This is a genomic window from Neptunomonas sp. ABH4_499 (genome assembly GCF_056160565.1).
This window is the reverse complement of record NZ_JBSWXK010000004.1, coordinates 234035-255520: the sequence shown is the minus strand read 5'-3', so window position 1 is coordinate 255520 and position 21486 is coordinate 234035. Positions and strand designations below refer to the sequence as shown.

The window sequence follows — 21486 nt, the reverse complement described above, 5'->3', positions numbered from 1 at the left end:
GCCAACTCACGGAGGGGGTATGTCTTCGGATGTTCAGCGGTTTTCAAGAATCCTTGAAATTGTTGGTGATATCGTATCGGTCTATGTGCATCCCTCGATTCTCTCGGAAGGGGAGATTGGGTATGGTGATTTAGCCGTTATCGAGCCTGCCTCCGGTCATGACCCTTATCTGGCCCAAATCGTCGTGATGGAGTCGGATAGCATCTCTTTGCAGGTGTTTTCTGGCACCAAGGGCCTATCTACCGACTGCGTCATTCGCTTCTTAGGCCGTCCTGTTCAGGCGGCGTTTTCCGATCATATTTTAGGGCGGGTGTTCACTGGCACGGGCCGAGCGTTGGATCGTGGGCCATCCCTTGAGGATGAGCCCAAAGTGGACATCGATGGGCCAACCGTTAATCCTGCACGCCGTCTGCTTGCTTCGCGCATGATGCGCACCGATCTGCCTATGATCGACCTGTTCAACACCTTGGTGGAAAGCCAAAAAATCCCGATCTTTTCCGTTGCGGGTGAGCCCTATAATGCGCTGCTTGCTCGTATTGCTACACAAGCCGATGCCGATGTCATTGTCTTTGGTGGCGTCGGTCTGACCTTTGATGACTATCATTTTTTCTATGATCAATTTGATCGCACTGGCACCTTGCCTCGGTCTGTGATGTATGTGCATCAAGGCTCGGACCCTGTAGTAGAAGCCTTGTTGATCCCTGATATGGCGTTGGCCGTGGCTGAGCAGTTTGCGGTAAAGCACGCCAAGCGGGTGCTGGTGCTGCTAACCGATATGACGGCCTACGCTGATGCCTTAAAAGAGGTGGGTATCTCGCTGGAGCATGTCCCTTCCAATCGAGGCTACATTGGCGATCTATACTCACAGTTAGCCCGCCGATACGAGAAAGCCTGTGACTTTAAAGGCGCAGGTTCTGTCACGGTGTTGACCGTCACAACCATGCCAGGCGGGGATGTCACGCACCCGGTGCCCGATAACACCGGCTACATCACCGAGGGTCAGTTCTATCTGCACGATGGGATGATCGACCCATTTGGCTCCCTTTCAAGGCTGAAACAATACGTGATTGGTAAGGAAACCCGCGAAGATCACAGTCAGGTGATGAACACCATGATTCGCCTGTATGCCGAAGCGGATGATGCATTGCAAAAAGAGGCGATGTCGTTTGATCTGAGCGATTATGATCAGCGCCTGTTGGCCTTTAGAGAGGGGGTTCGGGATCAGCTAATGCGGATTGATCGATCAATCTCGCTCGAAAGCGCCTTAGACATCAGTTGGCAGTTAATGGCAGAGCACTTTACCCAAGAGGAGGTGTTAATGAAGTCGGCGCTTATCCAGAAATACTGGCCCAAAGAGTCGGCCTCATGAGTTGCATTACACTCAGTAAAACAGCATTGAATGAAGCTCGCCAAGCGCTTAAGCGTTATCGGCAATGTGTACCTGCTTTGGAGATGAAACGACAGCAGTTGATGCAGCAACAGGCGGAGTTAACCCAGCAAAAAACCGCCAAATCGCACGCTTTGGAAGAGCTTGATGATTGGGTCAGCGAACATTTGCCGAATCAGTCTTGGTCTCACGTGGATTTGGCCGGTTTGATCAATGAATTTCGGGTCAGTATCGAGCACTCATCGGTGTTGGGTGTGACCATGCCGGTGATTCAATCCATCCATCTCGCACCCGTTGTCCTTGAGAAGTTAGGTTCTCCTGTGTGGCTTGATGCGCTTCAGCAAAGTGTAATCCAAGGCGTGATGCTTATTATTGAGATGCGGGTGCTGGATCAGCAGATCAGCTGCGTGGCACAAGCGTTGAAAACGACCTCTCAGCGACTCAATTTGTTTGAGAAGATCCGTATTCCTGAAACGGTAACCCGCATCCGAAAAATCGAAATCGCGCTGTCCGATCAAGAGCGAGCGGCCGTTGTGATCGCCAAGATCGCGAAGCAAAAACAGCAAAAGACCCATGCAAAATCCCAGTGGGGGGCGATATGAGTATTCGTCCTTTGGTGAGTGTCAGCTTGGCAGTAGAAACGTCGAAACGACTGGCTTTGGTCGACGCGCTGCAAGGTTTGGGTGTCGCGCACATTCGGCCGTTAACGCTCGGCGAACAGGATGAATCCGATGCTAAGCCTGTTATCGACCCTGAACAGTTAACCCAAGCCCTTCGGTATTTGGAAGGTGCAGCACATAAGCGGCGTCAGCAAGTGTTACTGCCCAGCGAGGTGAACGAGCGGCTGACAGGTATACTCAAGCATCAAATCCAGCGCAGTGCGTTGAAAGCTCGGTTGGATTTTCTGAATCAACGCATTAAGTCTTTAGCGCCTTGGGGGGATTTTGAGTGGCCTCCGCTTGAGGCGTTATCCGGTTATCGGTTGTGGTTTTATCGCATCCCTGTGCGTCAAATGAAACACCTCGAGACTTTAGAACGGCCTTGGCAGGAGGTACACCGCACACCGGATCTTCACTACATTGTTGTACTCTCGAAAGATGAACCGGATGAGCATGCTTTGCCGGTGTCTCGCACTCACACTGGCCCTGTTCGGCTATCGGAGCTCAAAGCAGAAAAGGAGCGGTGCCTTGATCATCTAGAGCAGATGGACGCTGAACGCTCAAGCCTGACCCGCTGGTACGATGCTTTACAAAATACCCGTGCACGTATCCAGGATGATGCGCAAAAAGCGGCGGTTTTGAAGCATGCGTTAAATCGCTCTGGCTTTACGGGGCTGAGTTTTTGGATGGACCCGCTTCATGCAAAAGCTTTGACCACCCTATGTGATCACTTTAGCGCCGCGTGCGTGATATCTGATGTGAAGGCGGGTGATCACCCACCGACCTTGTTGTCCAACCCCCATTTTTTTGCCGGCGGGCAGGCGGTGGTGCAGTTCTTTCAAACCCCGGGCTATCGCAGTTGGGACCCATCGCGTGTGGTGTTTTTCTCCTTTGCACTGTTTTTTGCCCTAATCGTGTCGGACTTTGGTTATGCGGCGGTGATGGCGGCAGGCTTAGGTCTTTTTACCCCTCGTCTACAACAAAATGAAAAGAGCCGGCGAATGTTGGGGCTACTTTGGGTCATGATCGCGATGGCCATGGTGTGGGGCGTGTTAGTGGGCAGTTACTTTGGCTATGAGCCTCAAGATGGCGTGCTTGATACGCTCCATGTACTGGATCTTCATGACTTTAACAGCATGATCGCCTTGTCGGTGACACTTGGGGTAGGTCATCTAGTGATCGCAAACGCCATGATGGCTTGGGTGCATCGGCACGGGCGGCGACGCTGGGCATCGGTGGGTTGGTGCCTTCTGTTGATGGCTTCGTTACTCAGCTATTTGATATCGCCACAGCCTGTTCTTTGGGGCGTGATGCTGGTGGGTTTGGTGATGATTGTGCTGTACAGCTCGCAAGAGGCCCGTCTCTCTAAGCGCCTATTGGGTGGGGCCATGAGCCTTACCAAACTGACCACCTTGCTTGGGAATGCGCTGAGTTATTTACGGTTGTTTGCGCTTGGTTTGGCCAGCGCTTCCATGGCGCTCACCTTTAATCAGTTGGCCGGACAAGTGGTGGATCAGTTGCCCGGTATCGGGCTTGTTCTGGCGGGGTTTATCTTGCTGCTTGGGCACCTGCTGAATTTTGCACTGACGGTGGTCAGCGGTGTGATTCATGGTCTTCGTTTGAATTTAATCGAATTTTTTAACTGGAGCTTGGCGGAAGAGGGCTACGCGTTTGAGCCTTTTCGCAAACAAGAGGTAACAAGGTGGACGGATTCATAATCATGATGGGATGGGCCGGTTTGTATGCACCGGTCGCATTAGGTGTAGCTGGCAGTGTGATTGGCTGCTCAATAGCGGGGCAGGCGGCGTGTGGCGCGCTACTTGAGACGGACTCCGGTCACGGGAAGTACATTGGCGTCTCGGCCATGCCGTCCTCCCAAAGTATCTTCGGTATTGTGGTGATGTTTGCACTCAATCGAACCCTCACTGTCGATAACGCGGCCGGTATCGCATCCATCGGCATCTTATGTGGCATCGCCTTACTGTTTAGCGGTGTGTATCAAGGGAAATGCTGCGCCTCCGCCATCAATGTATCGAGAATGCGGCCCGACATATTTGGTATGTCCTTAGCCCCGGCCGCCATCGTAGAGGGATTCGCTGTGTTTGCCTTTATCTTTGCACTGGTGCTCAGCGCAGACCTTCCGGTGGCGGCCGTGTGAAAAAGGAGGGGCGCTATGAGTGATTCATCCAAGCAAAATCCACATGCCGATGCCTCTGCGGGGGTGGAAGCGTTAATCCAAAAGCTCAAGCAAGAGGGAGTTGATGCTGGGCAAACACACGCTAAGGCGGTGGTTGAAGAAGCCGAGCAACGTGCGCAATGGATTGTCGATCAAGCTAAAGAGGAGGCCGGCCGGCTTCTTACACAGGCTAAAGAGGAAGCTTGCCGCTTAGAAGACCAATCCAAAGTTGCGCTTTCCCAGGCGATGCGGGACATGAATTTGAGTGTGCAACGTGAGCTTACCCAAACGTTTGAGGCTTTGGTGCATCAGAAAATTCAAAACACATTGGATGACGAAGCTCTGTTAGCCTCTTTGGTGGAGCAAGTGGTGCTGCGTGCAGTGGGCGTACAACCTAAGACTCCGGTCGAGGTGATCTTACCGGAACGTGCGATCGATCTTGAAACCCTAAAAGCAGACCCTGAAGAGCATCAAAACCGACCATTAAGTCAATTGGTTAAACGCTGGTCGGAGTCGATGATGGCTGAAGGACTCAGCGTTAAAGTGACACCGACATCCGGTTTTAAGGTGATCACAAAAGAGCATGGTGTCGAGCTGGATCTGACCTGCGAGCAGATCGAGGCTTTGTTGTTAGAACATTTACGACCTCGCTTTCGAGCCCTTTTGGAGGGTGTTATTCGATGATGGATCTTTACCTAACCTTACTAAGTTCTCTGCCAGAGGTTCGTTGTCCTGTTTCACACAAGGACGATGAGTTTGAGGCGCAACCTGCGCTATCCGAGCCGCAAATGATGATGCGATTGAGCATGCTCGATGAGACACGACGAGCCGAGTTGGCGTTGCTTTTATCCTTGTGTCCACTGGTGAAATACGAGCCAAACCCGTGGGATGTTCAAGAATGGAAGCTGCGGTTTGAAAAGCTGAAGGAGCCCGAAGCGCGTCGTTTAGCGCGCTGGTTTGTGGAGCTTGCATCAGTACTTGCGGCCATTCGGACTCGGGAGTTTGAGCCCGATCAATCCGATGCGTTGCCGCTGTATCCTGGGCGATGGGGTTGGGTGATCAAAACCCATTGGCACGATCAATATTTTGCATTGGATACCCGCTTCCCCGCGATCAAAAAATGGACGGAATGGGCTCACGATCACCAATGGAAGCAGATCGAGAAAGATGCCTTGCTACTGGCTTGGTCGCACATGGATCAGATCGCTTTGGAAAAGCCCTTTTCGTTTACGGCACTGGCGGTGTATTGGCTTAAATGGCACTGGGTTCAGCAGTGGAATGAACGAGCGAACACCACAGGGCGCTTTGCGAACAGTTTGAATGCCACGCTGGATCAATTGTTAAAACAGAGCGGTGAAGAGAGGGTGATATGAGTGATGCCCCAACCCCCACCGCAAGGGTAAAAGCGATCCGTGATGATATCGTCACCGTCGCTCTGGATTCGCTTGACGAGGGTGGCTTTGTTCCGGTTTTAAAAAACGAGGTCGTGCTGATTTGTCCTCGTCGAAAGCCGGCCTCCCATCGGCAAGAAGCGCTTAAGGCCGAAGTGTTACGAGTGCGGTTGGGGGAGGCGGATGTGCAGGTGTTTGAAAGTACAAAAGGGGTCAGTATTGGCGACCCTGTTGTGCAAACCGGCGAGATGCTGTGTGTGCAATTGGGGCCCGGTTTGTTAGGCCAAGTCTACGATGGGCTACAGAATCCGCTTGAAACGACGGCCATCGCCGCTGGAACTTTTCTGCCGCGGGGGCTAGACCTCCCAGGGTTAAACCCCAAGACCAGCTGGGCCTTTGAGCCTTGTGTCAGTGTGGGCGACACCGTGCTGGCATCAGCTCCACTAGGCTACGTTCAAGAGGGGCGGTTTAGGCATACCGTCATGGCCCCGTTTGACATGATGGCTGAGGGGACCGTTACTTGGGTTCAAGCCGGAGACTGTCACGTAAACTCGTCTGTGGTCAGGTTGTCTACGGCCAAAGGGGAGCGAGATATCACCCTAAACCAACGTTGGCCTGTGCGGGTGCCGATACCGCAAGGCTTGATGCGATCCCACCTGACGGAGCGACAGTACCCACGAGAGCCGCTGCTTACGGGTATTCGTTTAATTGATGGCTTTTTCCCGATTGCTAAAGGCGGTACCGCCTGTATTCCCGGGCCGTTTGGTGCTGGTAAAACGGTTTTGCAGGGGCTTATTGCGCGCTTTGCTAAAGTCGACGTGGTGGTGATTGTGGCGTGTGGGGAGCGTGCAGGAGAAGTGGTTGAGACCATTCATGAGTTTCCTGCGCTGCCGGACCCTAATGGCGGTACCTTGATGGATCGGACCATTATTATTTGTAACACCTCTTCGATGCCGGTTGCCGCGCGTGAGGCATCAGTTTATACCGGCATCACCTTGTGTGAGTACTATCGCCAAATGGGGATGGATGTCTTGATGATCGCAGACTCCACCTCGCGCTGGGCGCAAGCCATGCGAGAAACCTCCGGCCGCTTGGAAGAGATTCCGGGTGAGGAGGCGTTTCCGGCGTATCTCGATTCCTCCATTCGGGCGCTGTATGAGAGGGCTGGTGTGATCACAAACCAGCAAGGTGAGCAGGGCTCGCTCACGATGATTGGTACCGTATCCCCAGCTGGGGGCAATTTCGAGGAGCCTGTCACACAATCCACACTGCGCTCGGTGAAAACCTTTTTGGGATTAAGCTCGGAGCGTGCGTACCAGCGCGCGTATCCTGCGGTTGACCCCAGTGTGTCGTGGTCTCGCTATCATGATCAGCTCTCTGCTTGGTTTGATGCCGCGGTTGGGGAGCAGTGGCAAACCGATCTTGCCGAGGCCAAGCGTTGGGTATCGGAGGCTAATGTCATCGAGAACCGGATGCAGGTCGCCGGAGAAGAGGGGATCCCCCTTAAGGATTACGCCCAATATCAAAAAGCGTTCATGCTCGATAAAGTCTTTTTGCAGCAAGATGCCTTCGATTCGGTGGATGCATCCACACCGCTTGAGCGCCAAAAAGCGCTGCTGGGGATGATTATGCAGTTGGCTCGGCAACAACCCACGCTCGACTCGCGAGATGCGATTCGAAACTGGTACGTTAAAGTGACTGGCACCCTCAAAAATTGGAATTACACTTCTAAAGAGGAGCCGGAATACCATCACATCGAAGCGCAGATTACCCAATTTATGAACGGTTAAGTCTACTTTTTTGTTAAGTTGCTGTTCATAAAAGGGGTTCCATCGGTTAGTCTATGCGCCTTGGGTTGATTCGGTGCCGGAAAAGTATCAGCAGTACAGCCTTATTCGTGTACTCGATGGTTAGGTAGGGTAAGTCGTCTGTTCATGTTGAAAAACGATTTTGAACAACATTCGTCCTCGCAAAGGATATGGGGCATTTTCGGCGCGTTAGCCATTTTATTGGTCTCATTGGGGCTTTTTTATCTGTCTGAACGGGCCATGGCGCCAGTCGAAAGCGGTGTGTATCTACCCGAACAGCTCGAGGTGGATAAGAGCCGCCTGCGCAGCGAAATGAGCTACATCCAGACGTATCTGGTCTTGATGGATCGGCATGCTGAAACTCAGCTCAAAAACAGCTTAAAAGATCATGTGCAAAACGCGATCGGTCAGATGCAATATCTGTACGATCAACACAAGGATGATCTCTCAGAGTCCCAGCTTAAATCCCTCATCATTGAAGCGATGCGCGCTTATCGGTTTGCCGAGGGGCGTGGGTACATCTTTATCGATGACCAGGCCGGTAATGCCGTGCTGTTACCCACACATCCAGAACGTGAAGGCACCTCCTTGATGGACAATCGGGATGATCAGGGCGTGCCGATCATGCAACGGATACTGGATGCGGTGAACTCGAAAGAGCAAGCGGGCTTTGTGAATTATCGATGGTATCAGCCGTTTAAAGGGCGTGAAATGTTCGATAAGGTCTCGTACGTTCAGCGTTTTGCCCCCTTTGACTGGGTGGTTGGCACAGGGGATTACCTCAACTCCGCACGTGCACATATGCAAGCGATGGCGCTTGAGCAGATCGCGTCAGTGAACATTGGCCAGTTTGGTTATGTGACGGTGTTTGATCAGGCCGGTCATGTACTTTGGTCACCGCTTCGGCCTGTGGGCAGCAGCCCTTTGCATTACAGTCAATTTAAGAACCAAACCAATCGTACGCTGGCCCGCGACATCCTTACGTTGGCTAAAAACGGAGGTGGATTTACCGAGTACGTCTGGCCATTGCCAGGTAACGATGGGCAGCCAGTAAATAAACTCTCTTTGGTCGAGCCGACCGACGTTTGGGATTGGGTCTTGGTGGCCGGGCTTTACCCAGGGTTTGATACGGTAACGCCGGCTATTAAAGAGCAACAGCAACGAGAGCTGGCTGCTGAAAAGGCGCATCAGCGTGGTGTGGTGATCGGTCTTGGTATCGGTTTGTTATTGCTGGTTTTGATCTATGCCAGATGGATCAACCGAGTCATTGCGGATTACCGTCACCGGATAACGCACCAGTCCGATATGTTGTCCCAGCATCAAGATGACCTAAGCATTGCGACGCAGGTGTTTGAGACCTCGCGCGAGGGGATCATGCTGACCGATCACAACAACAAGATCGTCTCGGTGAACGAGGCCTTCTCGAAAATTACAGGCTACACCCGCGAAGAGGTGATTGGCCGTAACCCTAATTTCTTATCGTCTGGTAAGCACTCGCCTGAGTTTTACCGAGGTCTTTGGGGGACTTTGGCGGTCATTGGTCAGTGGCAGGGCGAGATCTGGAATAAAACCAAGCTCGGTGAGGTGTATCTTCAGCGGATGTCGATCTCGGTGTTCCGTAATAAAGAGGGACAGATCACCCACTACATCGCAACCTTCAGTGACCGCTCAGAGCACATCAAGGTCGAAGAGCGGCTGCGCTATGTGTCTCGATTTGATGAGTTAACAGGGCTTCCTAATCGCAAATACCTGAAAGGTTTAATCGACCGCTTTATCCAGCAGGCACATAATGCGGATCATATGCGATTTGCTTTGTTGTTTGTGGATCTGGATCGCTTTAAAAACATTAATGACTCCTTAGGTCATGGTGTTGGCGACACCATGCTCAAAGAGATCGCAAGACGCCTCTCGTTGGCGGTTCGAGAGGGGGATTCGATCGCGCGTATTGGGGGCGATGAGTTTGCCATCAAGCTGATTTTACCCGAGGGATGTAATGCCGTTGCCGTTGCGGCGTCCTTATCTGACCGGTTGTTAAAACTGGTCTCTGACCCTTTCAAACAAGGCGATATTGATCTCTATGTGACCCCAAGTATTGGTATTACTTTATTCCCGACCGACGGTAACTCCACCGAGGAGTTATTCCGAAACGCAGATACCGCGCTGTACGATGCCAAAGAGCGCGGGCGCAATAACTATCAGTTTTACTCCGATGATATGAACGAGAGGGTCGCTCACCGCTTGCGTATGGAGCACTCCCTTCGCCAAGCCTTGGATCATGGTGAGTTCTTCTTAGAGTATCAGCCTCAATACCGGTTAGCCGATGAAGGCTTGGCTGGTGCCGAAGTACTCATCCGTTGGCGTCACAAAGAGGAGCGTATCCCGCCCGATCATTTCATCCCGCTCGCGGAAGAGCTTGGCTTGATCCGTCCGATTGGTGCTTGGGTATTGCAGGAGGCCTGTCAGCAAGCCGCAATCTGGTTGTCCGAAGGGTTGGAGGTGCCGGAACTTGCCGTCAACGTATCCGCGATGCAGTTTAACGAGGCGCTGTTGCCTTTGGTTGAAGCGGTCTTGGATGATACCGGCTTCCCCGCCGAGCGTTTAGTGCTTGAGATTACCGAATCCGCTTTGATGATGGATGCGGTCAATGCCGAGAATTTGATCATGGCGCTGCGCGAGCGCTCGATCCGAGTCGCACTGGATGACTTCGGCACTGGGTATTCGAGTTTGGCGTACCTCAAACGCTTCCCGATCGATAAGCTCAAAATCGACCGAGCGTTTGTGGATGGCTTGCCTGATGACAGTGATGATCGGGCCTTAACCCACTCCATACTGGACGTATCCCGCCACCTAAACTTAGAGACGGTAGCCGAAGGCGTCGAAACCTCGGAGCAGGGACGTTTCCTCAAAGAGCTGGGCTGTCAGTACGTTCAGGGTTACTTCTACAGTCGTCCTTTAAGTATGCATGAGTTTGAAAAACTCTTGATCTCTAATAAGTTTGACTAATGATGGTGGTGATTTATTCATTGGGCTAATGATGAATAAATCGCTACTCTGCAACCCTCAAAATCTCTTTTTCTGGGTGCTTTGTCATGTTTTCCACCGCACTACCTGCACTGAGTTTGATCACGGCGATGCTGTTATGGTCTAGCTCATTCGTGGCTTTAAAATTTGCTTTCGAACATTACGACCCAATGTGGGTTATTTTTGGTCGAATGCTGGTGGCCTCGATCTGTTTCTTGGTGCTGTGGCGCTGGGTAGCGCGTTTTGAGTACCGCAAAGGCGATCTTAAGTGGTTGGCGTTAATGGTCATCTGCGAGCCCTGCTTATACTTTGTTTTCGAAGCCAACGCTTTGGTCTACACCAGTGCTAGCCAAGCGGGCATGATCACCGCACTGGCCCCTGTTTTAGTGGGCGTGGGTGCGCTCTTTGCACTTAAAGAGAGTGTGGCTGCCAAAACATGGGCGGGGTATTTGATCGCGATTGTTGGGGCGGTTTGGCTGAGTGTGTCCGCGAAGGAAACGGACATGGCGCCTAATCCGCTTTTAGGGAATTTCCTAGAGCTCTGTGCGATGCTCTGTGCAACGGGTTATACCTTGTGTTTAAAGCACCTGTCGCAGCGCTATTCGACCTGGTTTCTGACCGCACTCCAAGGCTTGTGTGGTTCGGTGTTTTTCTTCCCGCTACTGTTTTTGTCCTCGACAGAAACCCCTGTGGCTTGGAGCAGTGTTGGGGTGATGGCGATCATCTATTTGGGCACACTCATTAATATCGGAGCCTACGGTTTATTCAATTTGGGCGTCTCTAAAATTAAAGCCTCACAAGCATCGGCTTACATTAACCTAATACCGGTATTTACACTTGTGCTGGCGTTTTTCTTGCTGGGCGAGCGTTACTCCGTCGCTGAGTTGATGGCGTGTGCGTTGGTGATTGGTGGAGTCTTGATCAGCCAAATGTCAGAGCGTAAGCGTGATAAATGGGACCCCCAAGCTTTGGTTCAGGAGTGATGGTGCTGACTGATGTTAGGGGTGGTAATCCTCTAAGGATTTATCCACGTTGGCATCCAAAAGTACTCGATGCAGTGGATAGTCGCCACGGTGGCGATCATTGATGTAAAAGCGTAACGCATTCTGTATGGTCTGAAACGCCAAGTCATCCCATGGGATCTCATCGAGGTGGAACAATGCCACCTCGGATGATTCGATGCTGGTGGCAAACTCTGGCTCTTTTAGCTCGGCAAGGTAGAGCATCTGTACTTGGTTGACCGGAACGATGGAGGTTACGGTGTATAAACAGCGAATCTCCACCTGAGCGCAGGCTTCTTCTACGGTTTCTCTAAGGGCGGCTTCTTCAACCGATTCGCCGTTTTCCATAAAGCCTGCGGGCAAGGTCCAGTAACCCAAACGTGGCTCGATGGCGCGTTTACACAGCAGTACATATTCCTCTTTATAAATCGGTATGCACCCAGCAATGATGTTGGGGTTGGAGTAATGAATCGTTTTGCAGTGGCTGCATACGTAGCGTAAGCGGTTATCGCCGACCGGAATTTCTAGCGAGACGGATGAGCCGCACGCGCTGCAAAAGTTCATAAGAGGACTCCCGCTGTGTATGATGGAATGAACCCGAGCGTTTAGGGTGTCTGGGATGATAAAACAAATACGACAACGATTAACACACTTTCAACCGCGTCTTTTGCAAGCGCGCCGCCCCCAAGCGGCGGTGCTGGTGGCCATTACCAATGAGCCAGACCCTAAAGTGGTACTGACTCAGCGCGCCGCTAAACTGTCGAGCCACAGTGGCGAGGTCGCGTTTGCAGGCGGCAAGCAGGATGCAACGGACCCCGACCTTCGTTTTACCGCACTGCGTGAAGCTCATGAAGAAATTGGGCTTGAGCCTAGCGAAGTCGAGATTCTCGGTCAGATGGGGCAGGTGATGTCCAAGCATCAGCTGGTAGTCACCCCTTTTGTTGGGCTAATCGACCCCGATGCGCCTCTGACCCCTAACCCAGGTGAGCTCGATGCGGTTTTTAAAGTACCGCTTAAGTTCTTCTTAACCGATCACAGGCATCACACGGATGAGATCGTCTTTAAAGGTAAGTCGCGTTATGTGCCTGCGTATCAATACGATGGTTATCTGATCTGGGGATTAACCGCGTACGTCTTGGTGGAGCTACTCAATGGGTGCCTTGATGCCAATATTCCGATGAAGCCACGACCCGAAACGGACGTGATCCGTCATAAGGTTTCGAGTCCCTCGGTGAGATAGGGTAAACTTTGCTCAATGATAGAGCACGAGAGCCGTTATGACCGATTCGCAGCAAGCCACGAATAAGCCCATTCCAAACCCATGTGTTGGGGTCTGCATTTTGGATATGAATGATATCTGTACCGCCTGTCATCGATCCGGTATGGAAATCGCTGAGTGGGGCGTGTTAAGTGATGACGAGAAACGGGCCGCGTGGGCGCGCATCGTTCGTCGCGAAAAAGGCGAGGTGTGTTAATGCAGGTAATGGTGGATTTGTGTGTTATCCCGATGGGTGTCGGCGTATCGGTGTCAAACTATGTGACTGAATGCCAGAAAATCATCCGAAGCTCAGGCTTGTCCTACCAAATGCATGCGTACGGTACCAATATTGAAGGGGAGTGGGATGCGGTCTTTGCGATCGTAAAGCGCTGTCACGAAGTGGTACACGAGGCCGGTGCGGTGCGAATCAGCAGCACCTTACGAGTGGGCACTCGCACGGACAAAGCACAAAGCATCGACGATAAAATTCAAGTGGTTGAAGATCAGCTCAAGCAGGGCTGATCTTCAACGATATCAACGAAGAAGGACTAATCGTCCTCTTCATCCTGACGTTCAAGTTGAATGATCTTGGCTGATTTGATCAAGTTATCCGTCATCTGCAGTGTTTCGATGCGGTAGCGGCCAATTTCCAGACACACGTTTGCATCCGGGATCGACTCAAGTGTCTCAATGATCAAGCCGTTCAAGGTTTTAGGGCCGTTTGTGGGTAACTCCCAATCCTGCGCCTTGTTGATCTCCCGCACGTAGGCTGAGGCTTCAATAAAGAAGCTGCCATCCTCTTGCGGGTGAATGTCGGAGTTATCTTCACGGTGATCCGTCGACAGCTCGCCCACGATCTCCTCAAGAATATCCTCAAGGGTTGCAATGCCTTGCACATCGCCGTATTCATCGACGACTAAGCCAATGCGGCGGCTCTCTTTTTGGAAGTTGAGCAGCTGGGTTTGCAGTGGTGTCCCTTCTGGGATGAAGTAAGGCTCGCTGATGACTTGCAAAATAGCGGCTTTGGACAGTGTGCCTTGCTGAATCAACTGGGCAAGGTTACGCATGTGCAAGATGCCGACCACGCGGTTAATATCGCCGTTGTACACTGGCAGGCGCGTATGCGCTGTTTTAGAAAGCTTATCGAGTATGTCATCCAACTCAAGGTCTAGATCGATCCCTTGAATCTCGTTACGGGGGATCATGATGTCATCAACGGTAACATCGTTGAGCTCCAAAACACCTAACAGCATGGACTGCTTCTTCTGAGGCAGCAAAGCGCCTGCTTCGTTTACGAGGGTGCGCAGCTCTTCAGTGCTGAGATGATGATCGCCACCACCGGCTGTACTGATGCCAAAAAGCTTCAAAAAGACATTGGTAATGCCATTTACAATCCACACCAGTGGATAAATCAACTTAAGAAGTGGGGTTAAGATGTAACTGGCCGGGAAAGCGATTTTTTCCGGATGCAAAGCAGCCACCGTTTTAGGGGACACTTCAGCAAAAATAAGAATAACAATGGTCAACAGCGCGGTAGCAATGGCGATACCAGCGTCACCCCACAAACGAACCGCCACCACGGTAGCGATCGAAGAGGCAAGAATATTTACGAAGTTGTTACCGATCAGAATGACGCCGATCAAGCGATCTGGACGGCTCAGTAGTGCGCTGGCTTGGCGGGCACCGCGGTGTTTTTGTTTAACTAGATGCTTTAACCGGTAGCGGTTAAGGGACATCATCCCGGTTTCAGAACTGGAGAAAAATGCTGAACAGAGAATCAGAAAGCAAAGAACTCCAAGTAGAAATCCTATCGATGCGTCTTCCAACGTTAAGACCTTAGTTTACAGATGGGAGCCCCATTGTCTGAACGCATCGCATCTGTGTCAACAGGTGATTGGTCTTAAATCGATTAACCGTAAAGTAGGTCGACGATCAGCTTGGAACCAAAGAAACCCAGCATCAGAAATACGAATGCACTGATGGTCCAACGAACGGCTTTTTGACTGCGCCAGCCTCGCAATATACGACCTGCTAAAAGCGTGGCATAGAGCAGCCAAGCGATGATCGAAAGAACGGTTTTGTGCACAAGGTGTTGGGCGAATAAATCATCCACAAACATAAAGCCTGTGATCAGTGATGCGGTCAGTAAACCCATCGCAATCCAAAGCATTTCGAACAGCAAGCGCTCCATGGTTTGAAGCGGCGGCAAAGAACTGACCAAACCACGGGTGTGATGGCTTTTTAGGGCGTGTACCTGACGCGACAGTAAGATGGCTTGGAAAGCCGCCACAGTGAACATGCTGTAGGCCAAGATGGATAGCAGAATATGAGCAATCAGGTCGCCATTGTAATGATGGGGGGCTGCTAGGCTTGGACCCCATTCGGCAAGCGCGGCTGTTAACGCGGCCATTGGGAACACGCCAATAAACAGGTTTTCTACGGCTTGGCGTAAGCTGCTTAAGGTAACGATGCCAGCCACTAACCATGCAATCAGGGAGCCTGTGGCAAAAAAGTCGAGGTCGATGCCATTGGGTTGGTGCAGTACGTTGTAAACAGAAAACGCATGCAGTGTCACAGCACTTGCGGCGAACCCTTTTATAACGCTTGATGAAACCCGACGTTGTCCTTTTAAGGCGGTAAACTGTAAATAAGCCGCCGCAAGGTACACCAAAATAGCCAACAAAGTGATGATTGACAGCATTAACCTCTCCTCCAGAGGGCGTAGTGTGTCACAAATGTTAGGGTGTGGAAATAATGGGGTGTGGCTCTATCGCTCCCTAAGGTATAATCGCCCGCAATAGAACGAGACCGAAACGGTATAGGTCCACTGAGGCAAGTATGTTTGAGAATTTAACAGACCGATTAACACGAACGCTTCGCTCGGTTACCGGGCAAGCAAAACTAACGGAAGAGAACATCAAAGGTACCCTGCGTGAAGTGCGCATGGCGCTCTTGGAAGCGGACGTGGCTCTGCCGGTGGTGAAAGAGTTCGTTAACAGTGTTAAAGAGCGTGCGGTCGGTCAAGAGGTCACCAAAAGCCTGAGTCCTGGTCAGGTTTTCGTCAAAATCGTCAATGAAGAACTCGTCCGCGTGATGGGTGAAGCCAACGAACAGCTGAATCTGGCCGCGACGCCGCCAGCGGTTGTCTTGATGGCGGGTCTTCAAGGTGCGGGTAAAACCACGTCGGTCGCTAAACTGTCGCGCTACCTTCGTGAGCGTGAAAAGAAAAAAGTCTTGGTGGTCTCTGCGGACGTGTATCGCCCAGCGGCGATCAAACAGCTGGAAACTTTGGCGAATGAAGTGGATGTTGCCTTCTTCCCATCCAGTGCTGATCAAAAGCCGATCGATATCGTCAATGCGGCGATTCAACACGCCAGAGTTCAGCAATTTGATGTGTTGTTAGTCGATACCGCTGGTCGTTTGCACGTTGATGAGCAAATGATGGAGGAGATCAAAGACCTCCACGCGGCGATCAAACCGGTTGAGACCTTGTTTGTGGTGGATGCCATGACCGGTCAAGATGCGGCCAATACCGCGCAAGCCTTCAACAGTGTGCTGCCGCTGACCGGTGTCATTCTGACCAAAGCTGACGGTGATGCGCGTGGTGGTGCGGCGTTGTCCGTACGTCATATCACGGGTAAGCCGATCAAGTTCATCGGTATGGGCGAGAAAGTCGATGCGCTTGAACCGTTCTACCCGGACCGCTTAGCGTCCCGTATCTTGGGTATGGGCGATGTGCTCTCCCTGATCGAAGAAGCTGAGCGCAAAATCGACAAAGACAAAGCGGAAAAATTTGCCAAGAAAATCAAAAAAGGCAAAGGCTTTGATCTGGAAGACTTCCGTGAGCAGCTTCAACAGATGAGCAACATGGGCGGTATGATGGGCATGTTGGATAAGTTGCCGGGTATGGGGCAGATGATCCAAGGTGCCGATACTTCTCAGGCAGAAAAAGGCATGAAGCAGATGGAGGTCATTATTAACTCAATGACCCCACACGAGCGCCGCAACCCTGATGTCATTAGTGGTTCTCGCAAGAAGCGGATCGCGATGGGTTCCGGTACGCAAGTTCAAGATGTAAACCGTCTGTTGAAACAGCATAAGCAGATGTCCAAGATGATGAAAAAATTCTCGGGCAAAGGCGGTATGTCGAAGATGATGCGCGGCATGAAGGGTATGCTGCCACCGGGTATGGGTGGCGGAAACTTCCCGCGTATGTGATCTGGATAAAAAGTAGCCATTAGTGCTTTCTTTAGGGGGCTGATTCGGGTAGAATCCGCCCCCTGTATTTTACGCCCAATCCGGCGAAAGCGGGGTTGGATCACTAACGCAAGGCGATGCTAAAACCTTGCATCAATAAAGGGATCAACGATGGTCGTTATTCGTTTATCACGTGGTGGCGCTAAGAAGCGTCCTTTTTATCAAGTAACAGTTGCCGATTCTCGCAACGCTCGCGATGGTCGCTTTATTGAGCGCATCGGTTTCTTCAACCCATCCGCTCGCGGTCAAGAAGAGCGTCTGCGTCTGGATCTTGAGCGCGTTGAGTACTGGACTGAGAAAGGTGCTCAATTGTCTGAGCGTGTAGCTCAGCTGGTAAAAGAAGCGAAGAAAGCTGCTCAGTAATCGCTGAACAGTAGGTGAAGTGGACTGCATTAAAATGAGCCGAACAACGACAACTTCAAACGATGTTACCGTACTCGGCCAGATTACATCGGTTTATGGCATTAAAGGGTGGGTGAAAATCTACTCGCACACAGACACGATGGATGACATTTTAAAATACTCTCCTTGGTTGCTTAAAATCCAAGGTCAGTGGAAGCCTTACAAGGTGGAAGCGGGTAAAAAGCACGGTAAGGGTTTGATCGCCAAATTAAACGGAATTAATGACCGCGAAGCGGCTCAGGCATTCAGTGGTGTTGATATTGGCGTTACATCGGACTTGCTGCCAGCGCTTGCAGAGGGTGAGTACTACTGGAGCCAACTGGAAAAACTGACAGTGTTAACGCTGACAGGTGAAAACCTGGGGCGTGTAAGTCACTTGTTTGAAACGGGTTCCAACGATGTGTTGGTGGTTCGTGGAAACGCAGAAAGTTATGATCGCCGAGAGCGACTCATTCCTTACCTGCCGGATCAAGTGATTAAAGAAATTAACCTGGAAACAGGGACAATGAGGGTCGATTGGGACCCTGAGTTCTAACCCGTGTGGTTTGGCGTAGTCACGCTTTTTCCGGATATGTTCTGTGCTATAACGGAGCATGGTGTAACGGGAAGAGCAGTACGGGAAGGTTTGATCAATATTCAGTGTTGGAATCCTCGGGATTTTACGCTGGATAAGCATCGCACAGTGGATGACCGTCCTTATGGTGGTGGTCCTGGCATGTTGATGAAGGTTCAGCCTTTGCGGGATGCAATTCACGCTGCGAAACAAGCAGCTGGAGGAGATGCCAAAGTGATCTATCTGTCGCCTCAAGGGCGAAAAATGGATCACGCGGGCGTGCAGGAGCTGGCCTCCTGTTCGCGATTGATTTTGGTGGCAGGGCGTTACGAAGGTATCGATGAACGCCTGATTCAAACCGAGATTGATGAAGAGTGGTCGCTGGGCGATTTTGTCCTAAGTGGCGGTGAATTACCGGCCATGACCATGATCGATTCTGTCTCTCGGCTTGTGCCTGGGGTGCTGGGGCACAGCGCTTCTGCAGAAGAAGATTCCTTTGCAGAGGGTTTGCTGGATTGTCCGCACTATACCCGACCAGAGTCCATTGATGACTTGATTGTTCCTGAAGTGCTGCTGAGCGGCGATCATGCAAAGATCCGTCGATGGCGTTTGAAGCAACAACTAGGCAGAACCTGGCAACGACGTCCAGATCTGCTTGAGAGTAAAACGCTAACGGCCGAGCAGCAGGCACTGTTAACTGAATATATCCGTGAGACTCAAGAGTCCGACGGTTAAATATATTAGGAGCGAGCGATGAGCAGCAAAAACCTGATCATTCAGCAAATCGAAGCTGAACAAATGAGCAAAGACGTCCCAGCGTTTGGCCCTGGTGACACAGTTGTTGTACAAGTACGTGTTGTAGAAGGTAACCGTAGCCGTCTGCAGGCGTTTGAAGGTGTAGTAATTGGTAAGCGTAACCGCGGTCTGAACTCTGCTTTCACAGTACGTAAAATCTCCCACGGTGTGGGCGTTGAGCGTACTTTCCAAACATACAGCCCACAAGTTGAAGAGATCACTCTGAAGCGTCGTGGTGATGTTCGTCAGGCTAAACTGTACTACCTGCGTGAGCGTAGCGGTAAGTCTGCACGTATCAAAGAGAAGCTTAACTAATACATTCTTTTGTATAATGCTTCGAAAAAAGGTGACCATGTGTCACCTTTTTGCGTTATAAATTAGAAACATGCGCCAAGGATGTCTAAAATAGGTCGGTGCATAACAGGGGGACATCGAGGGAGTCGATGCAGATTACAGTTAATAAACAAGTTCGCCGAATGATCAAGGTGTGCTTGTTGGTTTTATTACCCATCGCATTACTGGGCGCTGTTCAAGGCTATTATTGGTATCAAGCCAAGACAGGTGTGGATAAGCTGATTACGGCTTTAAAGCCCGTTGCCCGCATCGAATACTCGACCTTAAATGCTTGGCTTTTGCAGCCTATCTCTCTGCAGTCGGTTAATGTGCGTCTACCATCAGGCTCGGTGGTCATGACGGTTGATGAGTGGTCTTTTACCTTATCGGATTGGCAGTCGTATCTTTCCCTCGATAGTGCTTTGTCATCTGGGCAGTTAACGCACCCTGTTTCAATGAGCTTGGCTAACGCGAAAGTGTCCTTAGCCAGCATTCTTCGTATGCGTGATGCACAAGAAGACTCCGATGGTTATCAGCGGGCCGACTTCAGCACTCTGGTTTGCGGTGATCAAACTCAGCGTAAGGCATCCGATCTACTCTCGCTTGGCTACAGCTTTATCAGTGGGAGTGTGGATTTATCAATAGAGCCCTCGACGCAGAATAAAGCGTTGCATTTGGCGATTAACAGCCAGTGGCAACAGTTTATGGATATGAACCTAGATGTATTGGTGGGGCAGCCTGCGGGTGTTTCGCTGCGTCGTGAGGCGCTAGGGTCTAGCTTGGTTCAGCGTTTTAAGTTGGATGTGCAAGATCGCGGCTTTAATAATCGTTGGAGCATTCACTGTCGTAAGCAATCAGGTATCGAAGAGGGGAATCTATATTGGGAAGCTTACGAAGCCGCTTTGAATGAGTGGTGGCGTGAGTTAGGTGTACCTGCGGACCTTGAGCTGAATCAGGCGCTGGTGAATGCGCACATGCCCAATGCGAAAGTTCAGTTCGCGTACGAGCCTGCCAAACCCGTTAAGCTGCTTGATTTGACCGATCACGCGTTATCCGAGAGTTTGATTAACCGTTCCGAAATCCACATACACGTGGGCAATGATACCGTTGAGCTGACCGATCAGCAGTGGCTAGCGTTGCAAAGTGTGTATGCAGGTGGGATTCAAAATGCAGTGCATGTGATGGTAACAGGAGAGCAGCGGGAACAGCCGGAACCTGAGCCTGAGCCACAACGCGAGGTGGTGCCGGGGGTTATCCCGATCCAGCCTGCGCTGATTGAGAAATCCTACAAAGCCACACAGGTAGAAGCGCTTTCTGATTACATTGGCAGTGCTATTAAGGTAGAAACACGCTTTTCTGGCCCCATTGAAGGGGTGTTGGTATCGGTGTCGGATAAGGCGATCAATGTACGCCGACACATTGAGCAAGGCCGCGCTACCGTGCCGGTCATGAAAGCCAGTATTGGCGAGATACAGGTTTATCGCTGATGGCTAGACTAGCCGGCGGTAAGGATCGCCGGTTTACTCGAGTTAAGCCTCGGGAGGCGGATGAGCGTTGGATTCGGTCTTTCTCGGACGCGCTTTGGCTTGAAGAGGGGCTCAGTGAGAATACGCGCATGGCGTATCGGCGAGATCTCGAGCAGTTCTCGGCTTGGTTGACGACAGAGCAGCGTTTATTTCTGGTGGATGTGACCAAAGAGCAGATTCGTCATTACCTTGGTTGGCGAGTCGCTGAGGCGTTCAGTACCTCGTCCACATCGCGCTTTATCTCATGTGCTCGGCGCTTTTATCGTTATTTGGTGCGTGAAAAAGCGATCACTCAAGACCCAACACTCGAGATTCAACTTCCAAAAAAAGGTCGCCCTTTACCGAAAACGTTAAGCGAGCAGGATGTAGAGTCACTGCTTAACGCGCCTGATCTATCCACAACCTTGGGTATACGTGATCGAGCCATGCTTGAAGTCCTGTATGCGACGGGGCTTCGAGTGACTGAGCTTGTATCGCTTCGGTTTATGCAGCTGAATCTGCAGCTTGGGGCGATTCGAGTGATCGGTAAAGGGGATAAAGAGCGTTTAGTGCCCCTTGGGGATGAGGCGTGTCGATGGCTAGAGCACTTTTTGACCTCCTCTCGGATGGAGTTGATCAGCGACCCTCAGTCGGACACTGTCTTTCCTAGTCAGCGTGGGCGGGAGATGACACGCCAGACGTTTTGGCACCGGGTGAGACGTTATGCCACATTGGCTGGTATTGAGGTGGATTTATCGCCACACGTGTTACGCCATGCCTTTGCGACACACCTGATTAACCATGGTGCGGATTTGCGCGTTGTACAAATGATGTTAGGACACAGTGACTTATCCACTACCCAGATTTATACCCACGTTGCAAAGCAGCGTCTGCAAAACTTACACAAAGAGCATCACCCAAGAGGGTAAGCTCTGAACTT

22 protein-coding genes are annotated in these 21486 nt (G+C 51.3%); 19 read left to right on the top strand and 3 right to left on the bottom strand.

Annotated features, from left to right (window positions below):
• Positions 1-19 precede the first annotated feature (19 nt).
• From ACXAF9_RS06090 to ACXAF9_RS06050, 9 genes are all read left to right on the top strand, one after another.
• On the top strand, positions 20-1369 hold the full coding sequence (locus tag ACXAF9_RS06090; RefSeq protein ID WP_475071692.1) for a V-type ATP synthase subunit B: 1350 nt from the start codon (positions 20-22) through the stop codon (positions 1367-1369).
• Positions 1366-1989, top strand: a complete 624-nt coding sequence (locus ACXAF9_RS06085) for a V-type ATP synthase subunit D (RefSeq protein ID WP_475071688.1) — start codon at positions 1366-1368, stop codon at positions 1987-1989. The genes ACXAF9_RS06090 and ACXAF9_RS06085 overlap by 4 nt, the downstream gene beginning before the upstream one ends.
• The gene (locus ACXAF9_RS06080; RefSeq protein WP_475071686.1) at positions 1986-3764 is read left to right on the top strand and encodes a V-type ATP synthase subunit I; all 1779 of its coding nucleotides are present in this window, start codon (positions 1986-1988) and stop codon (positions 3762-3764) included. The genes ACXAF9_RS06085 and ACXAF9_RS06080 overlap by 4 nt, the downstream gene beginning before the upstream one ends.
• Positions 3765-3766: 2 nt before the next feature.
• Entirely contained in the window at positions 3767-4204 is a 438-nt protein-coding gene (locus ACXAF9_RS06075) for an ATP synthase subunit C (RefSeq protein ID WP_475071684.1), read from the top strand.
• Positions 4205-4219: 15 nt separating this feature from the next.
• Entirely contained in the window at positions 4220-4906 is a 687-nt protein-coding gene (locus ACXAF9_RS06070; RefSeq protein WP_475071683.1) for a hypothetical protein, read from the top strand.
• Positions 4903-5595 (top strand): hypothetical protein, encoded by a 693-nt coding sequence (locus tag ACXAF9_RS06065; RefSeq protein WP_475071679.1) that lies wholly within the window; start codon positions 4903-4905, stop codon positions 5593-5595. The genes ACXAF9_RS06070 and ACXAF9_RS06065 overlap by 4 nt, the downstream gene beginning before the upstream one ends.
• On the top strand, positions 5592-7403 hold the full coding sequence (locus tag ACXAF9_RS06060) for a V-type ATP synthase subunit A (protein WP_475071677.1): 1812 nt from the start codon (positions 5592-5594) through the stop codon (positions 7401-7403). Before ACXAF9_RS06065 ends, ACXAF9_RS06060 begins: the two co-directional genes overlap by 4 nt.
• A gap of 144 nt (positions 7404-7547) precedes the next feature.
• Positions 7548-10424, top strand: a complete 2877-nt coding sequence (locus ACXAF9_RS06055; RefSeq protein ID WP_475071674.1) for a bifunctional diguanylate cyclase/phosphodiesterase — start codon at positions 7548-7550, stop codon at positions 10422-10424.
• 86 nt (positions 10425-10510) lie between these two features.
• Positions 10511-11425 (top strand): DMT family transporter, encoded by a 915-nt coding sequence (locus tag ACXAF9_RS06050; RefSeq protein WP_475071672.1) that lies wholly within the window; start codon positions 10511-10513, stop codon positions 11423-11425.
• Positions 11426-11440: 15 nt separating this feature from the next.
• Here the strand turns inward: ACXAF9_RS06050 and ACXAF9_RS06045 are convergent, their stop codons facing one another.
• Positions 11441-12007 (bottom strand): NUDIX hydrolase, encoded by a 567-nt coding sequence (locus ACXAF9_RS06045; protein ID WP_475071669.1) that lies wholly within the window; start codon positions 12005-12007, stop codon positions 11441-11443.
• 55 nt (positions 12008-12062) lie between these two features.
• Between ACXAF9_RS06045 and ACXAF9_RS06040 the strand changes: the two genes are divergently transcribed.
• From ACXAF9_RS06040 to ACXAF9_RS06030, 3 genes are read left to right on the top strand one after another with little or no spacing between them, the layout of a single operon-like run.
• Positions 12063-12683: a CoA pyrophosphatase gene (locus ACXAF9_RS06040; protein WP_475071668.1), complete on the top strand. Its 621-nt coding sequence runs from the start codon at positions 12063-12065 to the stop codon at positions 12681-12683.
• Between the two features lie 37 nt (positions 12684-12720).
• Entirely contained in the window at positions 12721-12918 is a 198-nt protein-coding gene (locus tag ACXAF9_RS06035; protein WP_475071666.1) for a DUF1289 domain-containing protein, read from the top strand.
• Positions 12918-13223, top strand: coding sequence for an MTH1187 family thiamine-binding protein (locus tag ACXAF9_RS06030; protein WP_475071663.1), 306 nt, complete (start codon positions 12918-12920; stop codon positions 13221-13223). Before ACXAF9_RS06035 ends, ACXAF9_RS06030 begins: the two co-directional genes overlap by 1 nt.
• 26 nt (positions 13224-13249) lie before the next feature.
• Here the strand turns inward: ACXAF9_RS06030 and ACXAF9_RS06025 are convergent, their stop codons facing one another.
• Positions 13250-14527, bottom strand: coding sequence for an HlyC/CorC family transporter (locus ACXAF9_RS06025; protein WP_475071661.1), 1278 nt, complete (start codon positions 14525-14527; stop codon positions 13250-13252).
• 83 nt (positions 14528-14610) lie between these two features.
• Entirely contained in the window at positions 14611-15402 is a 792-nt protein-coding gene (locus tag ACXAF9_RS06020) for a cytochrome C assembly family protein (RefSeq protein WP_475071658.1), read from the bottom strand.
• 137 nt (positions 15403-15539) lie between these two features.
• On the opposite strand from ACXAF9_RS06020, the gene ffh reads away from it, so the two are divergent.
• The 7 genes from ffh (at position 15540) to xerD (ending at position 21475) form a co-directional block, all read left to right on the top strand.
• A complete protein-coding gene (gene ffh, locus ACXAF9_RS06015; protein WP_475071656.1) occupies positions 15540-16919 on the top strand; it encodes a signal recognition particle protein in 1380 nt (459 codons plus the stop codon).
• A 150-nt stretch (positions 16920-17069) separates the two neighbouring features.
• Positions 17070-17321 carry a 30S ribosomal protein S16 gene (rpsP, locus tag ACXAF9_RS06010; RefSeq protein ID WP_475071655.1) on the top strand — a complete coding sequence of 84 codons (252 nt, stop codon included), beginning with the start codon at positions 17070-17072 and terminating at the stop codon, positions 17319-17321.
• 34 nt (positions 17322-17355) lie between these two features.
• Positions 17356-17895 carry a ribosome maturation factor RimM gene (gene rimM, locus ACXAF9_RS06005; protein ID WP_475071652.1) on the top strand — a complete coding sequence of 180 codons (540 nt, stop codon included), beginning with the start codon at positions 17356-17358 and terminating at the stop codon, positions 17893-17895.
• Between the two features lie 3 nt (positions 17896-17898).
• On the top strand, positions 17899-18648 hold the full coding sequence (gene trmD / locus ACXAF9_RS06000) for a tRNA (guanosine(37)-N1)-methyltransferase TrmD (RefSeq protein ID WP_475071650.1): 750 nt from the start codon (positions 17899-17901) through the stop codon (positions 18646-18648).
• An 18-nt stretch (positions 18649-18666) separates the two neighbouring features.
• Positions 18667-19023 (top strand): 50S ribosomal protein L19, encoded by a 357-nt coding sequence (gene rplS, locus ACXAF9_RS05995; RefSeq protein ID WP_475071647.1) that lies wholly within the window; start codon positions 18667-18669, stop codon positions 19021-19023.
• Positions 19024-19151: 128 nt separating this feature from the next.
• Positions 19152-20528, top strand: coding sequence for a hypothetical protein (locus tag ACXAF9_RS05990; RefSeq protein ID WP_475071643.1), 1377 nt, complete (start codon positions 19152-19154; stop codon positions 20526-20528).
• Positions 20528-21475 carry a site-specific tyrosine recombinase XerD gene (xerD, locus tag ACXAF9_RS05985; RefSeq protein ID WP_475071641.1) on the top strand — a complete coding sequence of 316 codons (948 nt, stop codon included), beginning with the start codon at positions 20528-20530 and terminating at the stop codon, positions 21473-21475. The genes ACXAF9_RS05990 and xerD overlap by 1 nt, the downstream gene beginning before the upstream one ends.
• Positions 21476-21486 lie beyond the last annotated feature (11 nt).